Raw genomic sequence first — 18,796 nt, 5'->3', positions numbered from 1 at the left:
TCACTGGCCGTGGTCGACGAGATGGTTAAACCTGCCAAGCGAGCCGCCGAGCACGATATGGTCGCCGCTGACCAGCCAGGCATGCGCCTTCAACTCGGTGCCGGTGTCGCGCTCGATGCCGATGCGGATTTTTGAGGCGTTGCCCTGGCGAGCAAGCAAATACTGGCCGGAAAGCGCTTGGGTCAGACAGCTTGCGCCAGGCACCAGGCGGGCAGCCGCAGCCACGCCCCAGGCGACACGCCTGAGATCGCCGATGTCGGCTGGTTCGCGCGCGTCGAGCCGGGTCACCATGCGGCGCACTTTGTTGTAGGAAAGCAGCGTCAGCCCCAGCCGCACCGCCACGACCACCGCAAGGCAGTGGGCGAGAAAGAGCATCTCCGGCCCGCTCAGTGAGAAAGCTCTAGACAAGTTCCTCATCATGGAGCCTCGCAAGCCCGGCGTCCGCCAAGCCCTTCAACAATCCATCGACATCGGCCTTGCAGCGTTCCGGATCGACATTGTAGCGATCCAGCACGGCGCTGCGGATTTCGGAAATCGGCCGCGGCTCCTGGATCAGCTCCCAGATATAGGCGCCGACGCTGTTCAGGCTGTAATAGATGTTGGACCTCATATCGAGCAGCGCCAGGCCGTTGCCGAATTCGCAGGCCACGGCATCCTTGCTCGCGCTCATCCGATCATGGTCCGTGGGGTTCCAGTCCATCCTAAACCTCGCTCACAACCAACGCTTCGACAATTCCGGACAAAGACGCGAGAGCCGGGGTTTGACCCCCGACTCTCCTTAGTGCGCTCTGTTTGCAGAGTCCGGACTTTGTCACCCCAACGAGAGAATACTCAGGAGAAGGTGAGTTCGCCGACCGGCGTATGTGCCGGAAACGAGGCGTCGAGTGCCGTAGTACCGCTACCGCCTTGCGTGATGGTCTCGATCGAGCCGTGGACCGTCAGGCTAGGGGTTTCGTACTCATGCTTTTCAACATTCTGTTCCAATTTACTCTCCACTTGTGGACTGGAAGCGGCCTGTCGATTGCCGGCAGCGAGCTATTGCTGCACCGCAATAGCTGCATGGCAGCATTTATGAGTCAAGCCTGATTTACCAGCCGTTAATCAATTCTCGGTTGCGACTCCCTTCAATGGTGATCAAAGCGCTTTGCATTTTCACATCCAGGAGAATTCAGCAGAGTGTCCGAGGCCATGAACTAAGTATCTGATTTAGTTACGTTAAATTTTCCTTCGAATGCTCCTCACTTGGGCGCTGGCGCATTCCCACAAAATTGTTGCTGACGTACCCGCCACAAGCCCCGATCAGGCGGCGCCTTGCATCTCGTTGTAGGACTGTGTTGCGAAACGTTCAGGTTGCAGGAAAATTGGCGCCAAAGGAAAAACTGGACGCGGCGCATGAATTTGGCGATGCTTTGCTTCGCACTTGCAATATAACGCGCCTGGCGAATTTTTTGCGGAGATGCTGCAGCAGATGGCCTTGCAGGAAGGGACCTTCGAAAGGTTGCGCGCCGCTGGCTGCGCCGACGAAGTGGCCTATGTGCAGGCGTGCCTGCGGCTGTTCTTCGCCTCCGGGGCGAGCCCCAGCACCGCGCCTGCACCGGCCATCTCCGTTGCCGATGTTTGCGACATCGCCAGGCTGAACAAGGTCGCCACCTTCATGCTGAAGGCGCTGTCGCGCCCACCGGCGGGCGAGACGCCGCCGGGATTGCTCGAGTGGCTCGACACTTATCGCCGGCGCACGATTGCGATGAACTCGTCCGGCATCATGGATTCGATGGCCATCGACAAGGCGCTGCGCGGCAGCGGCATCGATTTCGTGTTCCTGAAGGGGCCCCTCCAGCAGCAACTGCTCTATGGCGACCATTTCATGAAGCCGTCCGGAGATGTCGACATATTGGTGTCGCCGGCCGGCTTCTTTAGAGCTCGCGATGCGCTGCGCTCGATCGGCTACGAGGTCGCCGGCAAGTCCCGCTCCGTCTGGTGGGTGCGCTTTCTGGGCGAGCAGCACATGGTTCGCAGCCAGGGTCGGAAATTGTCCACCGTCGATCTCCATTACCGGCTCCAGCAGCCGGGATCGCCCAGCCCGCGCGATACGGAAGGGTTCCTGCGCCGCAAGCGCGCGCTTGCGATCGCCGGCTCCAGCGTGCCGTTCATCTCGGCCTCCGACACTTTGCTTCTGTCCTGCATCAGTGTCGCAAAGGCGCTGTTCAACCGCGAGCCATGCGCGGGCTATGTCTGCGATATCCGGGCCGCTGCCAGTCGGCTGAGCGAGGCCGAGCAGCAGACTGTGCTCGACTACGCGGCCGAGCAGGGGCTGGCTGACACCCTGCTGCTGGGCCTGCGCGCCGCCGATGTGCTGCTTGGTGGCGCCGGCACGCTGCTGTCGGATCGGGCCACCGGGATCCTGTCACGCATCGGCAATGAAGACCTGTTCCACATGGTCATCGCGCCGTGGCTGTCGTCGCTCAGATGGCCGCAACGGCGCACCGTTTTGTGGGAATTGTGCGGCCGCGAACCTGTCCGCTATCTGACCGAGGCCGGCTGGGCCGCGTCAGCCGACCTCAGCCGGCGGATTTTCGAGCGGGAAAGCCGGTGACGATGAGGGTCGTCATGCAGCAGGCAGATAACGTTCCGTCCCGATCCGCTGGGGATGGATCGGGGGATGGATCGGGGTCCGGCGCCGCGCGCCGGGAGGGCGAGGGGCCTCGCGACACTTTATGCAATCGAAAGGCCACCCTATGTCCATGACAGAATCCCGGGTCTGCGTGATCATCGCGGCGCGCAACGGGGCCCGGACCATTCCCGCAGCCATCGCCTCGGCGCTGCGCGAGCCGGAGGTGGCGGAAGTCGTCGTCGTCGACGACGCCTCCACCGATGACACCGCAAAGGTGGCCAGCGCTGCCGATGATGGCAGCGGCCGGCTTTCGGTCATCCGGCTCGACGCCAATCGCGGCCCGTCCTTCGCCCGCAATACCGCCATTGCCGGGTCGAAATCACCTTTCATCAGCATTCTCGACGCCGACGATTTCTTCCTTCAGGGACGGTTTCGCCAGCTGTTTGCCAGCGCCGACTGGGATTTCGCCGCCGACAACATCATGCTGATCCGTGACGATACGGCGACCGATGTCTCGAAGATCGTCGCCCCGTCCTTTTCGGCGGACCCGGAATTCCTCGACTTCGAGCGATTCATCGAGGGCAACATCTCCAGACGGCGTGTCCAGCGCGGCGAACTCGGCTTTCTCAAGCCGGTGATATCAAGAGCTTTCCTCGACAGGCATGGGCTGCGTTACGACGAGAACCTGCGTCTCGGCGAAGATTACGAACTCTACGCTCGCGCCTTTGCCCTTGGCGCACGCTTCAAGGTCATCCGTTCCTGCGGCTATGGCGCGATCGTGCGCGCCGATTCGTTGAGCGGGCGCCACAAGACACAGGATCTGAAGCGCCTCGCCGATGCGGATCTGGCACTGCTCGAGATCGACAGCCTGCCGGAAGGCTCCAAGGCCCTGCTGCGCAAGCACGAGCGGCATGTGCGTGACAAATACCGGCTGCGCAATTTCCTCGATGTGAAGGCCGAGCGCGGCATGGCGTCTGCCGCCGCCTATGCGCTGGCCAGCCAGTCGAACTTCATTCCCATCGTTGTCGGCGTGGCCGCCGACAAGCTCGATGCGTTGTTTCGCCACGCCGGTCTGTCCCCGCGGCAGCAGCCGGTGCCGCCTTTGCGCTTCCTCATGGCCGCTACCAACACGGCGGCGCAAAAGTAGGCTCCGCCAAGTCCGGGACGGCGGCCGCAAGGCTGAAAAAATTGCCTTTCTGAAACTCGGAGGTTGCCTACACGCCCCGACGATGGCACTGTATGTTGCGGTGCAGCAATTTTGGAAGGCCAACCGGATGGCTTCAATTTTCGGCTTCAGGTCCAGGGACCCAGCGCGCGACAAGCAGACCGATCTGGCGCGTTTCGACCGTCTGGCAAAGCTGTTGGATCAGATCACGGCCGAGATTGCGGCCGAGAAGACCGGGTTGGAGGCCCGCTACCGGTCGAAGTCCACCAACGCGGCCTTCCTGGTCGAGTCGATGGAGAACGGCTCGGCGTCGGCACGCAAGCTGTCGGAAGTCGGCGAGCTGACGAAGTCCATCCTGAACTGCGAACAGCGCATCGCCGAGCTGGTGCGCCAGACGAGCCGGATGAAGGAACTGCGTCATTCACTCGACGCGATCGTCGGCGAGGATGGCCAGAGTTCTGATTCGCACGGGGAATATGTCAAACCCGCAGGTCGCTTCGGCTGAACACGGTCACACGAGACACAGAAGAGAAAGTTCGGGGACGGAGGATCGGGATCGGCCCGTTAGCAATGTGGGCCAATCGGTGACTTTGGGTTGGGGCGGAACAGCACAAAGGTGAATTGATATGAACGCAGATCCGAAGACGACGCCCATGGCGGCAATCGATGCCATGATTTCGACGCGGCCAAATCGGCCAATGCGTCTTGTAAACCCAACGCGTCTTCTATCCGTTGGTGCGCTTCTGTTGGCGGCAGCCGCAGCTCTGCTCGGCGCCGCCCACCCCTCCCGCGCCCAGGACGCCTCCCCGGAGATGCAAAGCGCACCGTCCTTCGTCGACGATTTCAAGAGTTTCGATCGTTCGCGCTGGTATGTCTCCGACGGTTGGTCGAACGGCAATCACCAGAACTGCACCTGGTCGAAAAGCCTGGTAAAATTTTCCGACAACATGCTGACGCTCGGCTTCGAAAAGCGCAAACTGAAGGACCGCGAGTTCGCCTGCGCCGAGATCCAGACCAAGCAGCGCTTCGGCTATGGGACCTATGAAGCACGGATGAAGACCGACACCGGATCCGGTCTCAACGCCGCTTTCTTCACCTATATCGGCCCTGCCGACAAACAGCCCTGGTATGAGATCGACTTCGAGGTGCTGACCAAGGATACATCCAAGGTGCAGGTCAACAGCTACATCGCCGGCAAGCCCAAGAACGAGAAGCTGGCCGAGGTCGAAGGCGGCGCCGACAAGGGCTTCAACGACTATGCCTTTATCTGGGAAAAGGACCGGCTGCGCTGGTACGTCAACGGCAAGCTGGTCCAGGAAGTGACCAATCCCGAGCAATTGCCGACCCACTCGCAGAAGATATTCTTCAGCCTCTGGGGCAGCGACACGCTGAAAAACTGGATGGGCGCCTTTTCCGACCCCGGCCGCCAGGTGACGATGCAGGTGCAGCGCGTCGCCTTCACCGCGCTCGGCCAGCCGTGCCAGTTTCCGGAATCGCTGGCATGCAGTGTAAGCAGCATAAAGTAGATCTGAACCGGCCCGGCTATATAAGGCCAAAGGGCGTGAACAGGAATTAACCCGAATGAATTTGACGGTCTTTGGAATTGGCTATGTCGGTCTCGTGCAGGCCGCGGTGCTGGCGGAGGTCGGGCACCAGGTGGTGTGCGTCGATGTCGATGAAAAGAAGGTCGAGCGGCTCAACCAGGGCCTGGTGCCGATTTTCGAACCGGGACTGGAGGCACTGGTCAAGGAGAACCACGCCGCCGGCCGCATCAAGTTCACCACCGATGCCGCCGCCGGCGTCAAGCATGGCGAGATCCAGATGATTGCGGTCGGCACGCCACCCGGCGAAGATGGTTCGGCCGACCTCAAATATGTGCTGGCGGTGGCCGAGACCATCGGCCGCGAGATGGACGGTCCCAAGATCGTCGTCGGCAAGTCGACCGTGCCGGTCGGCACCTGCGAAAAGGTGAAGGCCAAAATCGCCGCGACGCTGAAGGCGCGCGGGCGCCAGGACCTGGCTTTCGACGTCGCTTCCAATCCTGAGTTCCTCAAGGAGGGTTCCGCCGTCGCCGACTGCATGAAGCCTGACCGCATCATTGTCGGCACCAACAGCGAGGGCACCGAGGCGGTGATGCGGGAGCTCTACGCGCCGTTCAACCGCAACCACGAGAAGATGATCGTGATGGACGTGCGCAGCGCCGAATTCACGAAGTACGCCGCCAACTGCATGCTGGCGACCAAGATCTCCTTCATGAACGAAATGGCCAATTTGGCCGAGCAGCTCGGCGCCGACATCGAGGAGGTACGCAAGGGCATCGGCTCGGATCCGCGCATCGGCTACCACTTCATCTATCCCGGCCTCGGCTATGGCGGTTCGTGCTTTCCCAAGGATGTCCGCGCGCTGATCAAGACCGCCGAAGGTGTCAAGTTCGACGCCAAGCTGCTGCGCGCCGTGGAGGAGCGCAACAATGCCCAGAAGTCGGTGCTGTTCGACAAGGTGCACCGTTATTTCAAGGGCAGTCTCAAGGGCAAGACCTTCGCGCTCTGGGGCCTCGCCTTCAAGCCCAACACCGACGACATGCGCGAGGCGCCGGCGCGCGTCCTGATGGAGGCGCTGTGGCAGGCCGGCGCCAATGTGCAGGCCTACGACCCCGAGGCGATGCAGGAATGCCAGGCCATCTACGGCCTGCGCGACGACCTTTTGTTGTGCGGCACCAAGGAGGCGGCACTGCGCGGCGCCGACGCGTTGCTGATCGCCACCGAATGGAAGAGTTTCCGCGCCCCGTCCTTCGACGCGGTGAAGGATGCCCTGACCACGCCGGTCATCTTCGATGGCCGTAACCTCTATGATCCCAAGGTCATCGCCCGTCACGGCATCGAGTATTTCTCGATCGGCAGGATGGCGGCGTGAAGGCAGGGCGGCACAACGCGGAGCCAGGTTCATGAAAGTTCTGTTTGCAGGCGGCACCGGCTACACGCCGCAATTCAGCGGGGGCGTCCAGTCGAGCACCCACCACCTGGTCGAGCAATTGCGCGAAAACGGTCACGAGGCATCCGTTCTGGCAGCGCTGTTCGGCGACGGCATGTTCGGCTTCAGGGCGCGCGCCAAGATGAAGCTCCTTCGTCAGCGCGCGGTCATCGACAATTTCCCGGGCTATCCGGTTGTACGGGCGTGGTTCCCCTGGGAAGCGGCCGACTTCGCCGTCAAAAAGTTGAGGCCGGATGTCGCGGTCGTGCAGTGCCACAATTCGGTGCCGATCGGCAGAGAGCTGCAGAGGCTTGGCGTGCCGCTGACCGTCTATCTGAGGAATGTCGAATTCGACGAATTGGCCGGCGATCTGCGTGAGCTCCATTCGGCGGTCTATATCGCCAACTCCGAGTTCACCGCGCGCGCCTATAAGGCAAAATTCGATATCGATTCGACGGTTATTCCGCCGACCATCAATCCCGCGTTCTACAGCACACCGACGACCGGTGAATTTGTCACGCTCATCAATCCATATGAGGAAAAAGGCTTCGATCTTGCGGTGCGCATTGCCGCCTCCTGTCCCGAGATCCCGTTCCTGTTCGTCGAAAGCTGGAAGCTCGACGACGATCATCGAGCCCGGATCGAAGCAACAATCTCTCCCCTCCAGAACGTCAAGCTGGAAAGCCGCACCAGCGACATGAAGACGGTCTACGGCCGCACGAAAATCCTGCTTGCGCCCAGCAAATGGGAAGAAGCCTGGGGCCGGGTGGCCTCGGAAGCGCATTGTAGTGGCATTCCCGTGGTCGGCTCGCGGCGCGGCGGTCTGCCGGAAGCGATCGGCGCCGGCGGCGTGGTACTGGACTACGACGCCCCGCTCGCCGACTGGGTCGCAACGATCAGGCGGCTGTGGAGCGATGAGGCCGAGTACAAGCGGCTGTCAGCGACAGCACGTCAGTTTTCGGAGCGGCGGCAGATGAACCCCGACAGCCAGTTCGCAACGTTCATGGGCGTTCTCGACCGCGCAAGACGTGTCGGTTTGGAGCGCGCAGCCTAAACGCGTCGTGTTGCATTTCAGCTGAGACGCTGCACGACCGTGGTCGCGCAAAGTTCCCGTTAGCCAGGTCCAGGCGTCGTGCGCCCGTGCGGATCACTTTTAATTGCTGCAGTGCAATATTTTGTGGCACTGCAGCAATCAACGTGTATTCTGCCTGTCTACATTAGGGCTTGTGCGATATGGACCGCTTGGTCCGAGCAAGCCCCAACCTTATGGGCGGGTCATGCGCGTGGGCTTTGTCGTCGGCGAATTCCCTCTGCTTTCGGAAACCTTCGTCGTGGACCAGATGGCTGGGCTGCTGGCGCGGGGCTTTCAGGTCGAAGTGGTCTGCGAAAAGATGCAAGGTGACCACCGAATTGACCGGCAAAGCGAGCCGATGGCGACGCTGCTCGCCAGAACCCGACATTGGTGGCGATGGGCCGCTGTAATCAGCAAATTTGTACAGCGTCTGCCGCCGCGTCTGCGATACAAGGCCTCGACCGTTCTCGACATCGCCTTTGCACGCCGCCTGAACCGCTGCGACGTGATTGTCGCCCACTTCGGACAGAACGGCGAGAGAGCAGCCGCACTGAAGAAATGGAAGGTGCTCAAACCACCGATCATAACCATCTTTCACGGCGCGGACGTGGCGATCCCGGCGCGGCAGGCAGTGCTCGCGACACAATATGCCGGGCTGACCAAGCATGGGACCCTGAACCTGCCCGTCAACGATTACTTCCGCACGATGCTGCTGGAAGCCGGCCTGTCCCAGGCGAGCACGACGGTCCACCATATGGGAATTGACACCCGCGAAATCGGCTATCGCTGGGAATCGTGGGAAGGCACCCAACTGGTCGTGACGACGGTTTGCCGCCTGGTCGAAAAGAAAGGCGTCGAGTTCGCCTTGCGAGCCCTGGCCTCCCTCAAGGCCTCCCAGCCGCAGCTAGACTGGCGTTACGACATTGTTGGCGACGGTCCTCTGCGGATGAATCTGGAGAAGCTGGCCGTAGAGCTGGGCTTGGCTGGTCGCGTAACATTCCTCGGCAGCCTCCCTCACGCAGAGGTGAAAAGACGGCTTCGCATGGCGCATCTCTTTTTGCTGCCAAGTATCACTGCCAGCGACGGGGATATGGAAGGCATTCCGGTCGCGCTCATGGAGGCCATGGCCGCCGGATTGATTGCGGTCAGCACGTATCATTCGGGAATCCCGGAGCTCATCAAGGATGGGGAGACGGGGTTGCTTGCGCCCGAGCGAGATATTTCAGCGCTTGCCGGCAAGCTTACCTGGGCCGCGGAGCACCCGACCGAATGCGAGCGTATCGCGCTTGCCGCACGCCGCAAAGTCGAGGAGGACTTCAACGCAGATGTTCTGAATGAACGTTTTGCGCAGATCGTTACCCAACTGGCCACATCGAGCCCTGCGCATGCACCCACCGGTCATGTCGGCGTTTCCGAGGGCTTGGCGGATCCTTCATCTGCCGGCTGACACTGCTCCTCTGCGTTTGATCGGCAGGCACGCCAAGCTGAGGGAAATCTTGCTACACTGCACCAAAAATGTTGCAGTGCAGCAAGACCTGTACTAACGTTCCTGCGGGTGGGCCAACAGCGGTAGAGTTCCATGCTGCATGTCTTGTGCTTCCGCCACCCTGTCTTCGGCCCGGCTTTTGTCAAAGGGACACCGGCTCCCCGGACGAGCGCATCCTGCCGATGAAGATCTGCTTTGTAGTCGACAAGTTTCCCTCATTGTCCGAAACCTTTGTTCTCGACCAGATAGCCGGATGCCTTGAGCGCGGCATGGAAGTCGGCGTCGTCTGCAACGAGACGTCCTTCGGCAGGGACAGCAACATCGATGATCCGCGCTGGCAGGCGTTGCCAGGAAAGGTCGTATGCTGGTGGGGTGGCCTGGGTCGCTATCGCCCGCTGCTCAGGAAGTGGTCCGGCAGGTTCTGGGACAAGCTCTCGACCGCCATCGACATTGCTCATGCGCGAAAACTGCAGGGCGCCGACGTCATCGTTGCCCATTTCGGCAACAACGGCATGCGCGTGGCCCGCGCGATCAAGCGCGGGAGGATTTCCGCTCCCCTGGTGACGATATTTCACGGCCGTGATGTCGGCGAACCGCTGCATGACAATACGCTCGCGCGCTACAAGATTGTGTTCGAAAAGGGCGTTCTTCAACTGCCGGTGAATGCGTTTTTCCGCGATGCCTTGATTGAGGTCGGTGCATCGCCGGAGCAGGTTGTGGTTCACCATATGGGGGTGCGGCCGAGTGACATCGACTATCGGTGGCGTTCATGGGAGCAGGCTACGCTCTCCTTCATCTCGGTCTGCCGCCTGACTGAAAAGAAGGGCATCGAATATGCGCTTCGCGCGCTTGCTGGCCTGCCGCGGCGAGACTGGATCTACTCGGTGATCGGCGGCGGAGAACTTCTCGAGCAGCTGAAGGGGATCGCCGCAGAGCTTGGCATTGCCGACAGGGTGAATTTTCTTGGGCCCCGGCCGCACAGCGAAGTCAAACAGCGTCTGCGCGATGCGCATGTGTTCCTGCTGCCCAGCGTCGGCGCCCGCGATGGCGATCTGGAAGGCATTCCGGTTTCCCTGATGGAAGCGATGGCCGCCGGCCTGACGGTGGTCAGCACGTATCATTCCGGGATCCCTGAACTGATCGATGATCACAAGACGGGTTTTCTCGTGGCTGAGCGGGACGTTGCGGCGCTGACCGGAAAGCTTGCCTGGATCGCCGAGAATCCGAAGCCGTGTGAAGAGATCGCTCTCGCAGCGCGCAAGAAGATCGAGGCCGAGTTCAACTCCGATCTGCTGAACCAACATTTCGTGGAAATCGCCATGCGGCTTGGCGAAACGAGGTCGCTTGCATGAACGCCAATCCGCCCCCCCAGTTCGGTCGTGTCGCCCTGCGCGGCGGGCTGGTAACCATCGGCGCCCAGGGCTTCAAGATGGCGATCCAGTTTCTCTCCGTCATCGTGCTGGCCCGTCTGCTCGTCCCCGAGGATTTCGGTCTGGTGGCTTCCGTCGGGCCGATCGTGGCCTTCGTCGGGCTGCTTCAGAATCTGGGCCTGCAGCAGGCTGTGGTTCAGCGCAAGGACATCAGCAACCAGCAGCTCAACCAGGTGTTCTGGATCAGCGCGCTCGTCGGGCTGGGTAGTGCCGTGGTAGTGGCCGGCCTGGCGCCTGCCATCGCCGCGTTCTATGGCGATCAACGTATGTCCGGCATCACCCTTGGCTCCGCCCTGCCGCTGCTTCTCGGCAGTCTCGCCGCAGTGCCGCTGGCGTTGATGAACCGGCACCTGCAGTTCGGCCAGCTCGCACTGAACGACGTGATAAGCGCCGCCGCCGGACTTCTGGCCGCCGCGATCGCGGCCTATGCGGGGTTGGGCTACTGGTCGCTGGTCATCGGCCCGGCGGTTTCGGCAGCTATCGCCCTGGCTGCCGCCTGGCTGGTGGCGCGTTGGACGCCTTTGCGGCCGGACCTGAAGGTCGATGCCGATATATTGTCGTTCGGCGCCAACCTGACCGGCTTCAACCTCGCCAACTTCTTCTCGCGCAATCTCGACAACATTCTCATCGGAAAATATTCCGGGGCGATCGAACTCGGCTATTACGACCGCGCCTACAAGCTCCTGTTGTTCCCGCTTCAGAACATCAACCAGCCGCTTACACGGGTCATGGTGCCGCTGCTCAGCCGCATCCACGATGACAAGGCCCGCTTTCGCGATATCTATGTGCGCACCAACTGGATGCTGGCGGCCGTTACCATGCCGGGCATCGCGGCGCTGACGCTGACCTCCAATCAGATCGTCGGACTTCTCTTCGGCGCGGGCTGGGCACCGGTCGCACCGATCTTTGCCTGGCTGGGCATCGCCAGCCTGGTCCAGTCCGTTTCAAGCACGACGGGATGGATATTCATCTGTCAGGGCAAGACGAAGACCATGTTCCATTGGGGCATCTATTCGTCGCTGACGACCGTCGCTGCCTTCGTCGTTGGCCTGCACTGGGGCGCCGTCGGCGTTGCCGCGGCCTATGCCATCAGCGGTTACGTGCTGCGCGTTCCCGTGCTGGCGCTACTGGTCCATCGCGTCGGTCCGGTGACCGCCGCCGACTTCCTGCTCATGCAGGGGCTTTTCATCGCCTCGTCCCTGCTTGCCTGGTTCCTGTACCTGTGGTTGCCGGCGTCTCTAACGGGCCGGTCAGACCTGCTCGCGGTCTTTTTGGCGCTTGCCCTCAACTACGGCATCGGTCTCGTTTTCATGCTTGCCGTCCCGCAGTCGCGACGCGCTTTGTTCACCACCCTGTCCAACGCCGCGCGCAATATCCGCTGAGCGGCCGGCGATCAGCGGCGCCAGCAGGTTTGTGGCCGACATTGCCGAAGCATGTTCTTCGAGCACGGCCTGAAGGCTTGTCTTGCGATAGCGGTCGAGATTTCCCGCAAATCGGCCGAGCTTTTCGCGCGCCTCTTCGGGCGTCACGGTGTCGATGTCGAGCAGCACATCGTCGACACCGATTCGCTTGGCCACTTCCTTGGTTTTGAACTCGTAGGCGATCGGCAGCACCGGCGTGCCGACGCAAAGCGACATGATCATCATATGCATGCGCGTCGCGACGACGAAGTCGAAGCCCTTCACCAGCGCCATCAACTGGTCCGGCGTGTGGAACGAAGCGTCCACTGTCACGTGGCTGGCGATCTCAGGATCGAGCTCGGCAACGATGGCCTGTGCGGTCTTGGAATCGTCATGGGCATATTCCGGCACGCCCTGACACGTGGAGACGAAGGTCACCTCCTTGCCAAGGTCCCTGACAAGAATTGTGGCGATCTCGCGGACCGAATCCAGATAGCGGCGCATGCCGCCCTCACCGTCGCTGACGTAGTTCCAGTGGCGGACCGAAATAGCGACGCGGCCCGTCGACGCCGGCGGCTGGCTGGAAGCGAGACGCTTGCGGATCCTGTCGGTATCGGCCAAGGCGAATACGGCATCGGCCACCACGTGGCACTTGCCGAGATCCTTCACCAAGTCCCGGATATGGGTCCGCGACCGTTCGTCGCGCAACAGGATGAGCGGACTGCGGTCAAAGATCGGGCCAAGCTCCTGGCGGTTGTAACTTTTGTCGAACGGACCGAGGGATTGCGTGAAGAAGACCGGATCTTTGCCAAATACGGCATCGAGCCTGAACTGATTGAGGCGTCGTTCGAGATTGTAGTTCTCGACGAGATAGGTTCCCCCTGTGGTGACCACCATGTCCGCGTCGGCGTAGATATCGAGACCGCGCCGGTCGCGATGGCTGAAAAAATTGCCTAGCGCGCTGCTGCCAAACCAGCGCAGGGCCTGGAGAACGAGCCGATTGTAGATCGGCTTGAACCGGTCCCTCAGCCCGCTGCCATTCTTGTATCGGAACAGGGATTCCGACAGCAGCTTATGGAATTCGAGGTCGGGATAATCCGTCTTCGGATAGAGTCGTTCCGCAACCTCGGGCTGGCTGTCGAAGACGGCAAACCGCACGTCGCCTTGCACGATCGTCTTGAGAATGTGGCGGATCGCCAGCAGAATCGCCGCATCCCCGGTATTCAGGCAGACTGTGTTTTCAACGACGATCTTCATGGGATACCTCATTTCGTCAGCAGATTCCGCGGCGTGGCCTGCGGTGCCTAGGACGGGCATGGTGACCGAAAATACCCACGCCAGGACGATCCCGATGCGGCTCGCGTCACAATCCATCGCTGCATCGGGCTGGGTGACCAGCCAGAGCGGCGCTCAAGCCCGACGGAGGGTAACGCATCAATTTTGCAGTGCAACAAAAAAGGTGCACTTATGCTACGGCGCACCAAAAATGTTGCGATGCAGCAAAAGCTGGGTTAGCATTCCCGTGGGTGGGCCAACAGCGGTCGAGTTTTCATGCTGCATGTCTTGTACCTTGTGCACGATGTTTCCGACCCGGCGGTGCGCCGGCGGATCATAATGCTCAAGGCAGGCGGCGCGCGGGTCACGTTGGCCGGCTTCCGTCGGACCACAAATGCTGTTCCCGACGTCGAGGGGCTGCAGCCGGTCGACCTCGGCGCGACGCGTGACGGCCGATTCGGCCAGCGTCTGGCGGCGGTCGCCAAGGCGGCGCTGTCGATAGGCTCAAAGCTTGCGGCGATGCCGAAGCCCGACCTCATCATCGCGCGCAATCTGGAAATGCTGGCGCTGGCCAGGCGCGCCAAGGCCGCCTTTCGCGGCGGCGTGCCGATCGTCTACGAATGCCTCGACATCCATCGCCTGGTGCTGCGCAATGACATGCTGGGCAAAGCACTGCGCACAGCGGAGCGTTATCTCGCCCGCGACGTGAAGCTTCTGGTGACGAGCTCACCGGCCTTCATCGCCAATTATTTCAAGCCGTTCGGGCAGGTCGCCGCACCGGTGGAACTGGTCGAAAACAAATACTTCGAAACCGCGCCGATCGCCTTGGATGACAGGTCAAAGGCCGAAAACCCTGCAGCACCCCCGTGGCGCATCGGCTGGTTCGGCGCGCTGCGCTGCCGCCGCTCGCTGGAGCTGCTGGCCGACTTCACGCGCCGTCAGGGCGGGCGCTTCGAGGTCGTCCTCCGGGGCCGTCCGGCACTCTCGGAATTCCCGGATTTCCACGCTTTTGTCGAGGCCGAACCCTATCTCTCCTTTCGTGGCCCCTACCGCAACCCGGAAGACATGGCCGCGATCTACGGCGAAGTGCATTTTTCCTGGGCGATCGATTTCTTCGAGGAAGGGCAGAATTCGGAATGGCTGCTGCCCAACCGCCTCTATGAGGGCTGCCGCTTCGGCGCCGTGCCGATCTCGATGGGCAATACCGAGACCGGGCGCTTTCTCGACCAGCAGGACATTGGCGTCCTGCTTTCCGATGCCACGCCCGAAATCCTGGAAACCGCGCTCGGCCGCATGGACCAGGAGCACTTCGGCAAGGCCAAGGCGCGTGTGCTGGCCCGCAACCCACGAACCTGGAGCTACGACCGCAGCGACTGCCGCGCCTTTGTCGACAGGCTGCGCGGTCTGGCGGCGGTCCCAGGTCCCTTCGTCACCGAAGCGCTGGCTTAGCGATGGCTGATGATGGGAAAAGTACAGAGCATGGGAAGGCGCCGATGACGCAAACCGAAGCGCTGCCGCCAAGCCTGATCGTCATTCCGTGCCTGAATGAGGCAGCCCATATCGGCGCGCTGCTCGAGCAGCTCAGGCCGGCAGCGCTAAGGCTCGGCGCCCGCATCGTCGTTGCCGATGGCGGCAGCACCGACGGCACTTTGGCCATTGTCGAAGCGGTTGCGGCCAAGGACCCTCAGGTCGTCCTCCTGCACAACCCAAAACGTATCCAGAGCGCGGCGATCAACCTCGCCGTTGCCTGCCTCGGTGACGGCGCCGAATATCTGATCCGCATCGATGCCCATGGCGGCTATCCCGCCGATTATTGCGACCGGCTGGTCGAGGAGGCGCTCGCCACTTCAGCCGATTCGGTCGTCGTCTCGATGCTGACCAGCGGCAGCGGCGCGGTGCAGAAAGCGGTCGCGGCGGCGCAGAATTCCAAGCTCGGCACCGGCGGCTCCAAGCACCGGCACCTTTCCGCCGGCGAATGGGTGGACCATGGCCATCACGCGCTGATCCGGATCTCGGCCTTCACCGCGGTCGGCGGCTATGACGAGACCTTCAGCCACAATGAGGATGCCGAACTCGACTACCGGCTGCGCCAGGCTGGCTACTGCATCTGGATGAGCGGCAAGACCCAGATGGTCTACTATCCGCGTTCGTCGCTGAAGGGCCTGTATTTTCAATATCTCGGCTATGGCCGCGGCCGCGCCAAGAATGTGCTCAAGCACCGCATGATCCCGAAAGCTCGGCAGATGATCCCGCTGCTGGTGGCGCCGGTCGTCCTTCTCGCGGTATTTTCCTTTATCCACTGGCTGGCGGCGGTGCCGCTGCTGGTCTGGACTTCGGTCTGTCTGGGCTACGGCGCTGTGACCGCCATCAGCCAGCGCAGTCCCAACAATGTGCTGGCGGGCATTTCGGCGATGGTCATGCATTTCGGCTGGTCGCTCGGGTTTTGGCTGCAACTGCTCGGCTCGCGATCGCAGCGCGGGGTGGCATGATGGTCGCCGACAGCCGCCGAATCGACATCTGCGTCTGCACGTTCCGGCGGCCGGAACTGGCCGACACGCTGCGGTCGCTCGCTGCCATGGATATGCCTGCCGGTTTCGGCATCGGCGTCATCGTCGCCGACAATGACGACGAGCCGACCGCCGAGCCGCTGGTGACCGCGCTGGCGAGCGAATTGAAGCTCGTGGCCCGCTACCGGCACGCTCCGGCGCGCAACATCTCGGTTGCCCGCAACGCCTGTCTTGATGCCAGCACGGCCGATTTTGTCGCCTTCATCGACGACGATGAAACCGCTTCCCGGCAATGGCTGGCCGAACTGATTGCTATCGCGGAGACAAGGGGCGCCGAGGCCGTGCTCGGTCCGGTGCGGGCGCTCTACCGCCCGGATGCGCCGGACTGGATGCGCAAGGGCGATTTCCATTCGACCTTGCCGGTCTGGGTGCAGGGCGAAATCCGCACCGGCTACACCTGCAACGTCCTTTTGAGGATGAGCGCCGACAGCTTGCGCGACCGTCGTTTCAGCCTGGCGCGCGGCCAGAGCGGCGGCGAGGACACCGAATTCTTCAACCGCATGGTCAAGGCAGGCGGTCGCATCGCCTTTGCGCCGGAGGCGTGGGTCGAGGAAGTCGTGCCGCGTTCGCGAGCCGCTTTCGACTGGCTGCGCCGCCGCCGCTTCCGCTTCGGCCAGACGCACGGCCACCTCATCGGCCATGACGCAGGCGTGATAGAGCGTGCGAAGGCTGTCGGCCTTGCCTCGGCCAAGGCCGTCTATTGCTTCGGCATGGCGGCGTTGACCGCGATTAGCCCGGTCCGCCGCAACCGCAGCGTGCTGCGCGGCATCATGCATGTCGGCGTCGTCAGCGGCCTGGTCGGTATCAGCGAAATTCGCCAATACGGACTGTCTTCCCCGCAGCAAGGAGGCAAGCGTGCAGCCTGACGTCTCCTTTGTCATCGCAGCCTACAATGCCGCGGCCACGCTCGACCGGGCGATCGCAAGCGCCATGGCCCAGCGCGATGTCAGCGTCGAAATCATCGTCGCCGATGACCAGTCGCGCGACAACACGCCCGACGTCGCAAGAGCCTATCCAAAAGATGTCGTCAAAGTGGTTGCGCTGCCGGCAAATCGTGGCCCTGGCGGCGCCAGGAATGCCGGGCTCGAACTGGCTTCCGGCCGCTGGGTCGCGGTGCTCGATTCCGACGATGCCGTCCTGCCCGGGCGGCTTTCTGCCATGATCGCGCGGGCCGAAAGCGCGGGCGCTGTGATCGCCGTCGACAACCTCCAGGTGGTGCGCGAGGACGGCATTGCCGAAGCGACGATGTTTCCCGCCGAATATCTGGAGGGCCTGCGTGAAATCACGCTCGCCGACTACATCGCTGGCAACATCGTTTTCGAATCCACGTTCAACCTTGGCTATCTCAAGCCGATCTTCCAGCGCCGTTTCCTGATCGAAAACGGGCTTCGCTATGATGAAAGTCTGAGCATAGGCGAGGATTACATCCTGCTCGCCAACGCGCTGGCCAAGGGCGGAAAATGCGTCGTCGAGCCGACGACCGGCTATATCTACCACATCCGCACGGGCTCGATCTCGCGCGTGCTCGAGCTTCACCATATCGAGGCGATGCGCAAGGCCGACGCGGTCTTCGCCGAGACCAATTCCATGGACGCTGCTGCTGCGGCCGCCTTCGCCAAACGCGCCCGCAGCCTGCGCAAGGCGGCATCGTTCCTGTCGCTGGTCCAGCACATCAAGGCGCGTTCGCCGTTGAAAGCGATACGCACCGCGCTAAGTGATCCGGCGGCTGTCAGGCACATGTCGATGCCGATCGCCGTCCGCCTCAAAAGGGTGGCGGCGCAGTTTGCTGTCGGCGCGGAGTAAGGAGGGCGAGTACATGAAGACGTTTGTTCGTGGCCTGCAACAGGCTGAAATCGATCTGCTCAGAAGGAATTTGCGATGAAGAAAATCAGGAAGGCAGTCATCCCTGTGGCGGGGCTTGGAACACGGTTCCTGCCGGCAACCAAGTCGATTCCGAAGGAGATGCTGCCCGTGGTCGACCGGCCGGTCGTCCAATATGCGGTGGACGAGGCCTTCGAAGCCGGCATCGAGCACATCGTGTTCGTCACCGGCCGCAACAAGGCTGTCATCGAGGACTACTTCGACCTGCACCCCGAACTGATTGGAACGCTCGAACAAACCGGCAAGAAGACCCAGCTGGAGGCGCTCGAAAGCATGCTGCCCGTGGCCGGCGCCACCAGCTTCATCCGCCAGCAGTCGCCACATGGTCTCGGCCATGCGGTGTGGTGCGCACGCGAAGTCATCGGCGACGAGCCCTTCGCCCTGCTGCTCCCCGATATGGTGTCGTTCGGTCGCCGAGGTTGCCTGGCTGAAACAGTCGATCTCTATCAGCAGACCGGCGGCAATGTGATCGCCGTCGAGCGCTGTGATCCCAGCGAGACCAGCAAATACGGCATCGTCGGGCGCGGCGCCGAGACAGGCAGCGGCTTCGAGGTGACGGCCATGGTCGAAAAGCCGGCGCCGGCCAATGCGCCGTCGAACTATTACATCAACGGCCGCTACATCCTGCAGCCCGAGATCTTCTCGCTGCTGGGCAACCAGCAGCGCGGCGCCGGCAACGAAATCCAGCTTACCGATGCCATGGTGCGGCTGGCGAAAAGCCAGTCTTTCTTTGCCCAGCCTTTCAATGGCCGCATGTTCGACTGCGGCTCCAAGGAAGGCTTCATAGAGGCGACCATCGCCTTCGCGCTGGCGCGCGACGACATGAAGGGACCTGTGCTGGAAATGCTGCAGGCGTTCGTGCGGTCGCATGAGCGTCAGGAAGTGGCCGCATAATGCCCATCTTTCGAGGGCATATGCGTTTGGACGATGGCGCGGCTC

General features: G+C 62.0%; 17 protein-coding genes and 1 pseudogene. 14 read left to right on the top strand and 4 right to left on the bottom strand.

Annotated features, from left to right (window positions below; all coding sequences use genetic code 11):
* The 3 genes from NKK50_RS12295 to NKK50_RS12285 form a co-directional block, all read right to left on the bottom strand.
* Positions 1-375 (bottom strand): lasso peptide biosynthesis B2 protein, encoded by a 375-nt coding sequence (locus NKK50_RS12295; protein ID WP_245261015.1) that lies wholly within the window; start codon positions 373-375, stop codon positions 1-3.
* Between the two features lie 25 nt (positions 376-400).
* Positions 401-670 carry a PqqD family protein gene (locus tag NKK50_RS12290; protein WP_245259933.1) on the bottom strand — a complete coding sequence of 90 codons (270 nt, stop codon included), beginning with the start codon at positions 668-670 and terminating at the stop codon, positions 401-403.
* A gap of 161 nt (positions 671-831) precedes the next feature.
* Entirely contained in the window at positions 832-984 is a 153-nt protein-coding gene (locus NKK50_RS12285; protein ID WP_023684233.1) for a lasso RiPP family leader peptide-containing protein, read from the bottom strand.
* 484 nt (positions 985-1,468) lie between these two features.
* Here NKK50_RS12285 and NKK50_RS12280 point away from each other — a divergent pair, with 484 nt between their 5' ends.
* The 9 genes from NKK50_RS12280 (at position 1,469) to NKK50_RS12240 (ending at position 12,116) form a co-directional block, all read left to right on the top strand.
* On the top strand, positions 1,469-2,593 hold the full coding sequence (locus NKK50_RS12280; RefSeq protein ID WP_352543482.1) for a nucleotidyltransferase family protein: 1,125 nt from the start codon (positions 1,469-1,471) through the stop codon (positions 2,591-2,593).
* 142 nt (positions 2,594-2,735) lie between these two features.
* Complete coding sequence (locus NKK50_RS12275; RefSeq protein ID WP_023668808.1) at positions 2,736-3,758, top strand: glycosyltransferase family 2 protein; 1,023 nt, start codon at positions 2,736-2,738, stop codon at positions 3,756-3,758.
* Between the two features lie 127 nt (positions 3,759-3,885).
* Entirely contained in the window at positions 3,886-4,281 is a 396-nt protein-coding gene (locus NKK50_RS12270; RefSeq protein WP_023668807.1) for a cytochrome P450 family protein, read from the top strand.
* A gap of 121 nt (positions 4,282-4,402) precedes the next feature.
* Positions 4,403-5,302 (top strand): endo-1,3-1,4-beta-glycanase ExoK, encoded by a 900-nt coding sequence (gene exoK / locus NKK50_RS12265; protein WP_023668806.1) that lies wholly within the window; start codon positions 4,403-4,405, stop codon positions 5,300-5,302.
* A gap of 55 nt (positions 5,303-5,357) precedes the next feature.
* A complete protein-coding gene (locus NKK50_RS12260; RefSeq protein ID WP_023668805.1) occupies positions 5,358-6,689 on the top strand; it encodes a UDP-glucose dehydrogenase family protein in 1,332 nt (443 codons plus the stop codon).
* Between the two features lie 31 nt (positions 6,690-6,720).
* Positions 6,721-7,800 carry a glycosyltransferase gene (locus tag NKK50_RS12255; protein WP_352543481.1) on the top strand — a complete coding sequence of 360 codons (1,080 nt, stop codon included), beginning with the start codon at positions 6,721-6,723 and terminating at the stop codon, positions 7,798-7,800.
* A gap of 223 nt (positions 7,801-8,023) precedes the next feature.
* On the top strand, positions 8,024-9,265 hold the full coding sequence (locus tag NKK50_RS12250; protein ID WP_023736210.1) for a glycosyltransferase: 1,242 nt from the start codon (positions 8,024-8,026) through the stop codon (positions 9,263-9,265).
* A 221-nt stretch (positions 9,266-9,486) separates the two neighbouring features.
* Positions 9,487-10,656 (top strand): glycosyltransferase, encoded by a 1,170-nt coding sequence (locus NKK50_RS12245; RefSeq protein ID WP_023736209.1) that lies wholly within the window; start codon positions 9,487-9,489, stop codon positions 10,654-10,656.
* A complete protein-coding gene (locus NKK50_RS12240; protein WP_023834382.1) occupies positions 10,653-12,116 on the top strand; it encodes a lipopolysaccharide biosynthesis protein in 1,464 nt (487 codons plus the stop codon). Before NKK50_RS12245 ends, NKK50_RS12240 begins: the two co-directional genes overlap by 4 nt.
* A 225-nt stretch (positions 12,117-12,341) precedes the next feature.
* Here the strand turns inward: NKK50_RS12240 and NKK50_RS12235 are convergent.
* Positions 12,342-13,391, bottom strand: a pseudogene (locus tag NKK50_RS12235) (polysaccharide pyruvyl transferase family protein); the annotation flags it as partial.
* A gap of 294 nt (positions 13,392-13,685) precedes the next feature.
* Here NKK50_RS12235 and NKK50_RS12230 point away from each other — a divergent pair.
* The 5 genes from NKK50_RS12230 (at position 13,686) to galU (ending at position 18,751) form a co-directional block, all read left to right on the top strand.
* A complete protein-coding gene (locus NKK50_RS12230) occupies positions 13,686-14,858 on the top strand; it encodes a glycosyltransferase (protein ID WP_023684222.1) in 1,173 nt (390 codons plus the stop codon).
* A 44-nt stretch (positions 14,859-14,902) separates the two neighbouring features.
* The gene (locus NKK50_RS12225; protein WP_352543480.1) at positions 14,903-15,898 is read left to right on the top strand and encodes a glycosyltransferase family 2 protein; all 996 of its coding nucleotides are present in this window, start codon (positions 14,903-14,905) and stop codon (positions 15,896-15,898) included.
* Positions 15,898-16,842: a glycosyltransferase family 2 protein gene (locus tag NKK50_RS12220; RefSeq protein ID WP_196813586.1), complete on the top strand. Its 945-nt coding sequence runs from the start codon at positions 15,898-15,900 to the stop codon at positions 16,840-16,842. Before NKK50_RS12225 ends, NKK50_RS12220 begins: the two co-directional genes overlap by 1 nt.
* The gene (locus tag NKK50_RS12215; RefSeq protein ID WP_352543479.1) at positions 16,832-17,779 is read left to right on the top strand and encodes a glycosyltransferase family 2 protein; all 948 of its coding nucleotides are present in this window, start codon (positions 16,832-16,834) and stop codon (positions 17,777-17,779) included. The genes NKK50_RS12220 and NKK50_RS12215 overlap by 11 nt, the downstream gene beginning before the upstream one ends.
* 75 nt (positions 17,780-17,854) lie before the next feature.
* Positions 17,855-18,751 (top strand): UTP--glucose-1-phosphate uridylyltransferase GalU, encoded by an 897-nt coding sequence (galU, locus tag NKK50_RS12210; protein WP_023668795.1) that lies wholly within the window; start codon positions 17,855-17,857, stop codon positions 18,749-18,751.
* The last annotated feature ends 45 nt before the right edge of the window (positions 18,752-18,796 follow it).

It is taken from the genome of Mesorhizobium sp. M0001, from assembly GCF_040324255.1.
GTDB lineage: Bacteria > Pseudomonadota > Alphaproteobacteria > Rhizobiales > Rhizobiaceae > Mesorhizobium.
The sequence above is the reverse complement of the archived record's forward strand: the minus strand, read 5'-3'. Positions and strand labels throughout refer to the sequence as shown.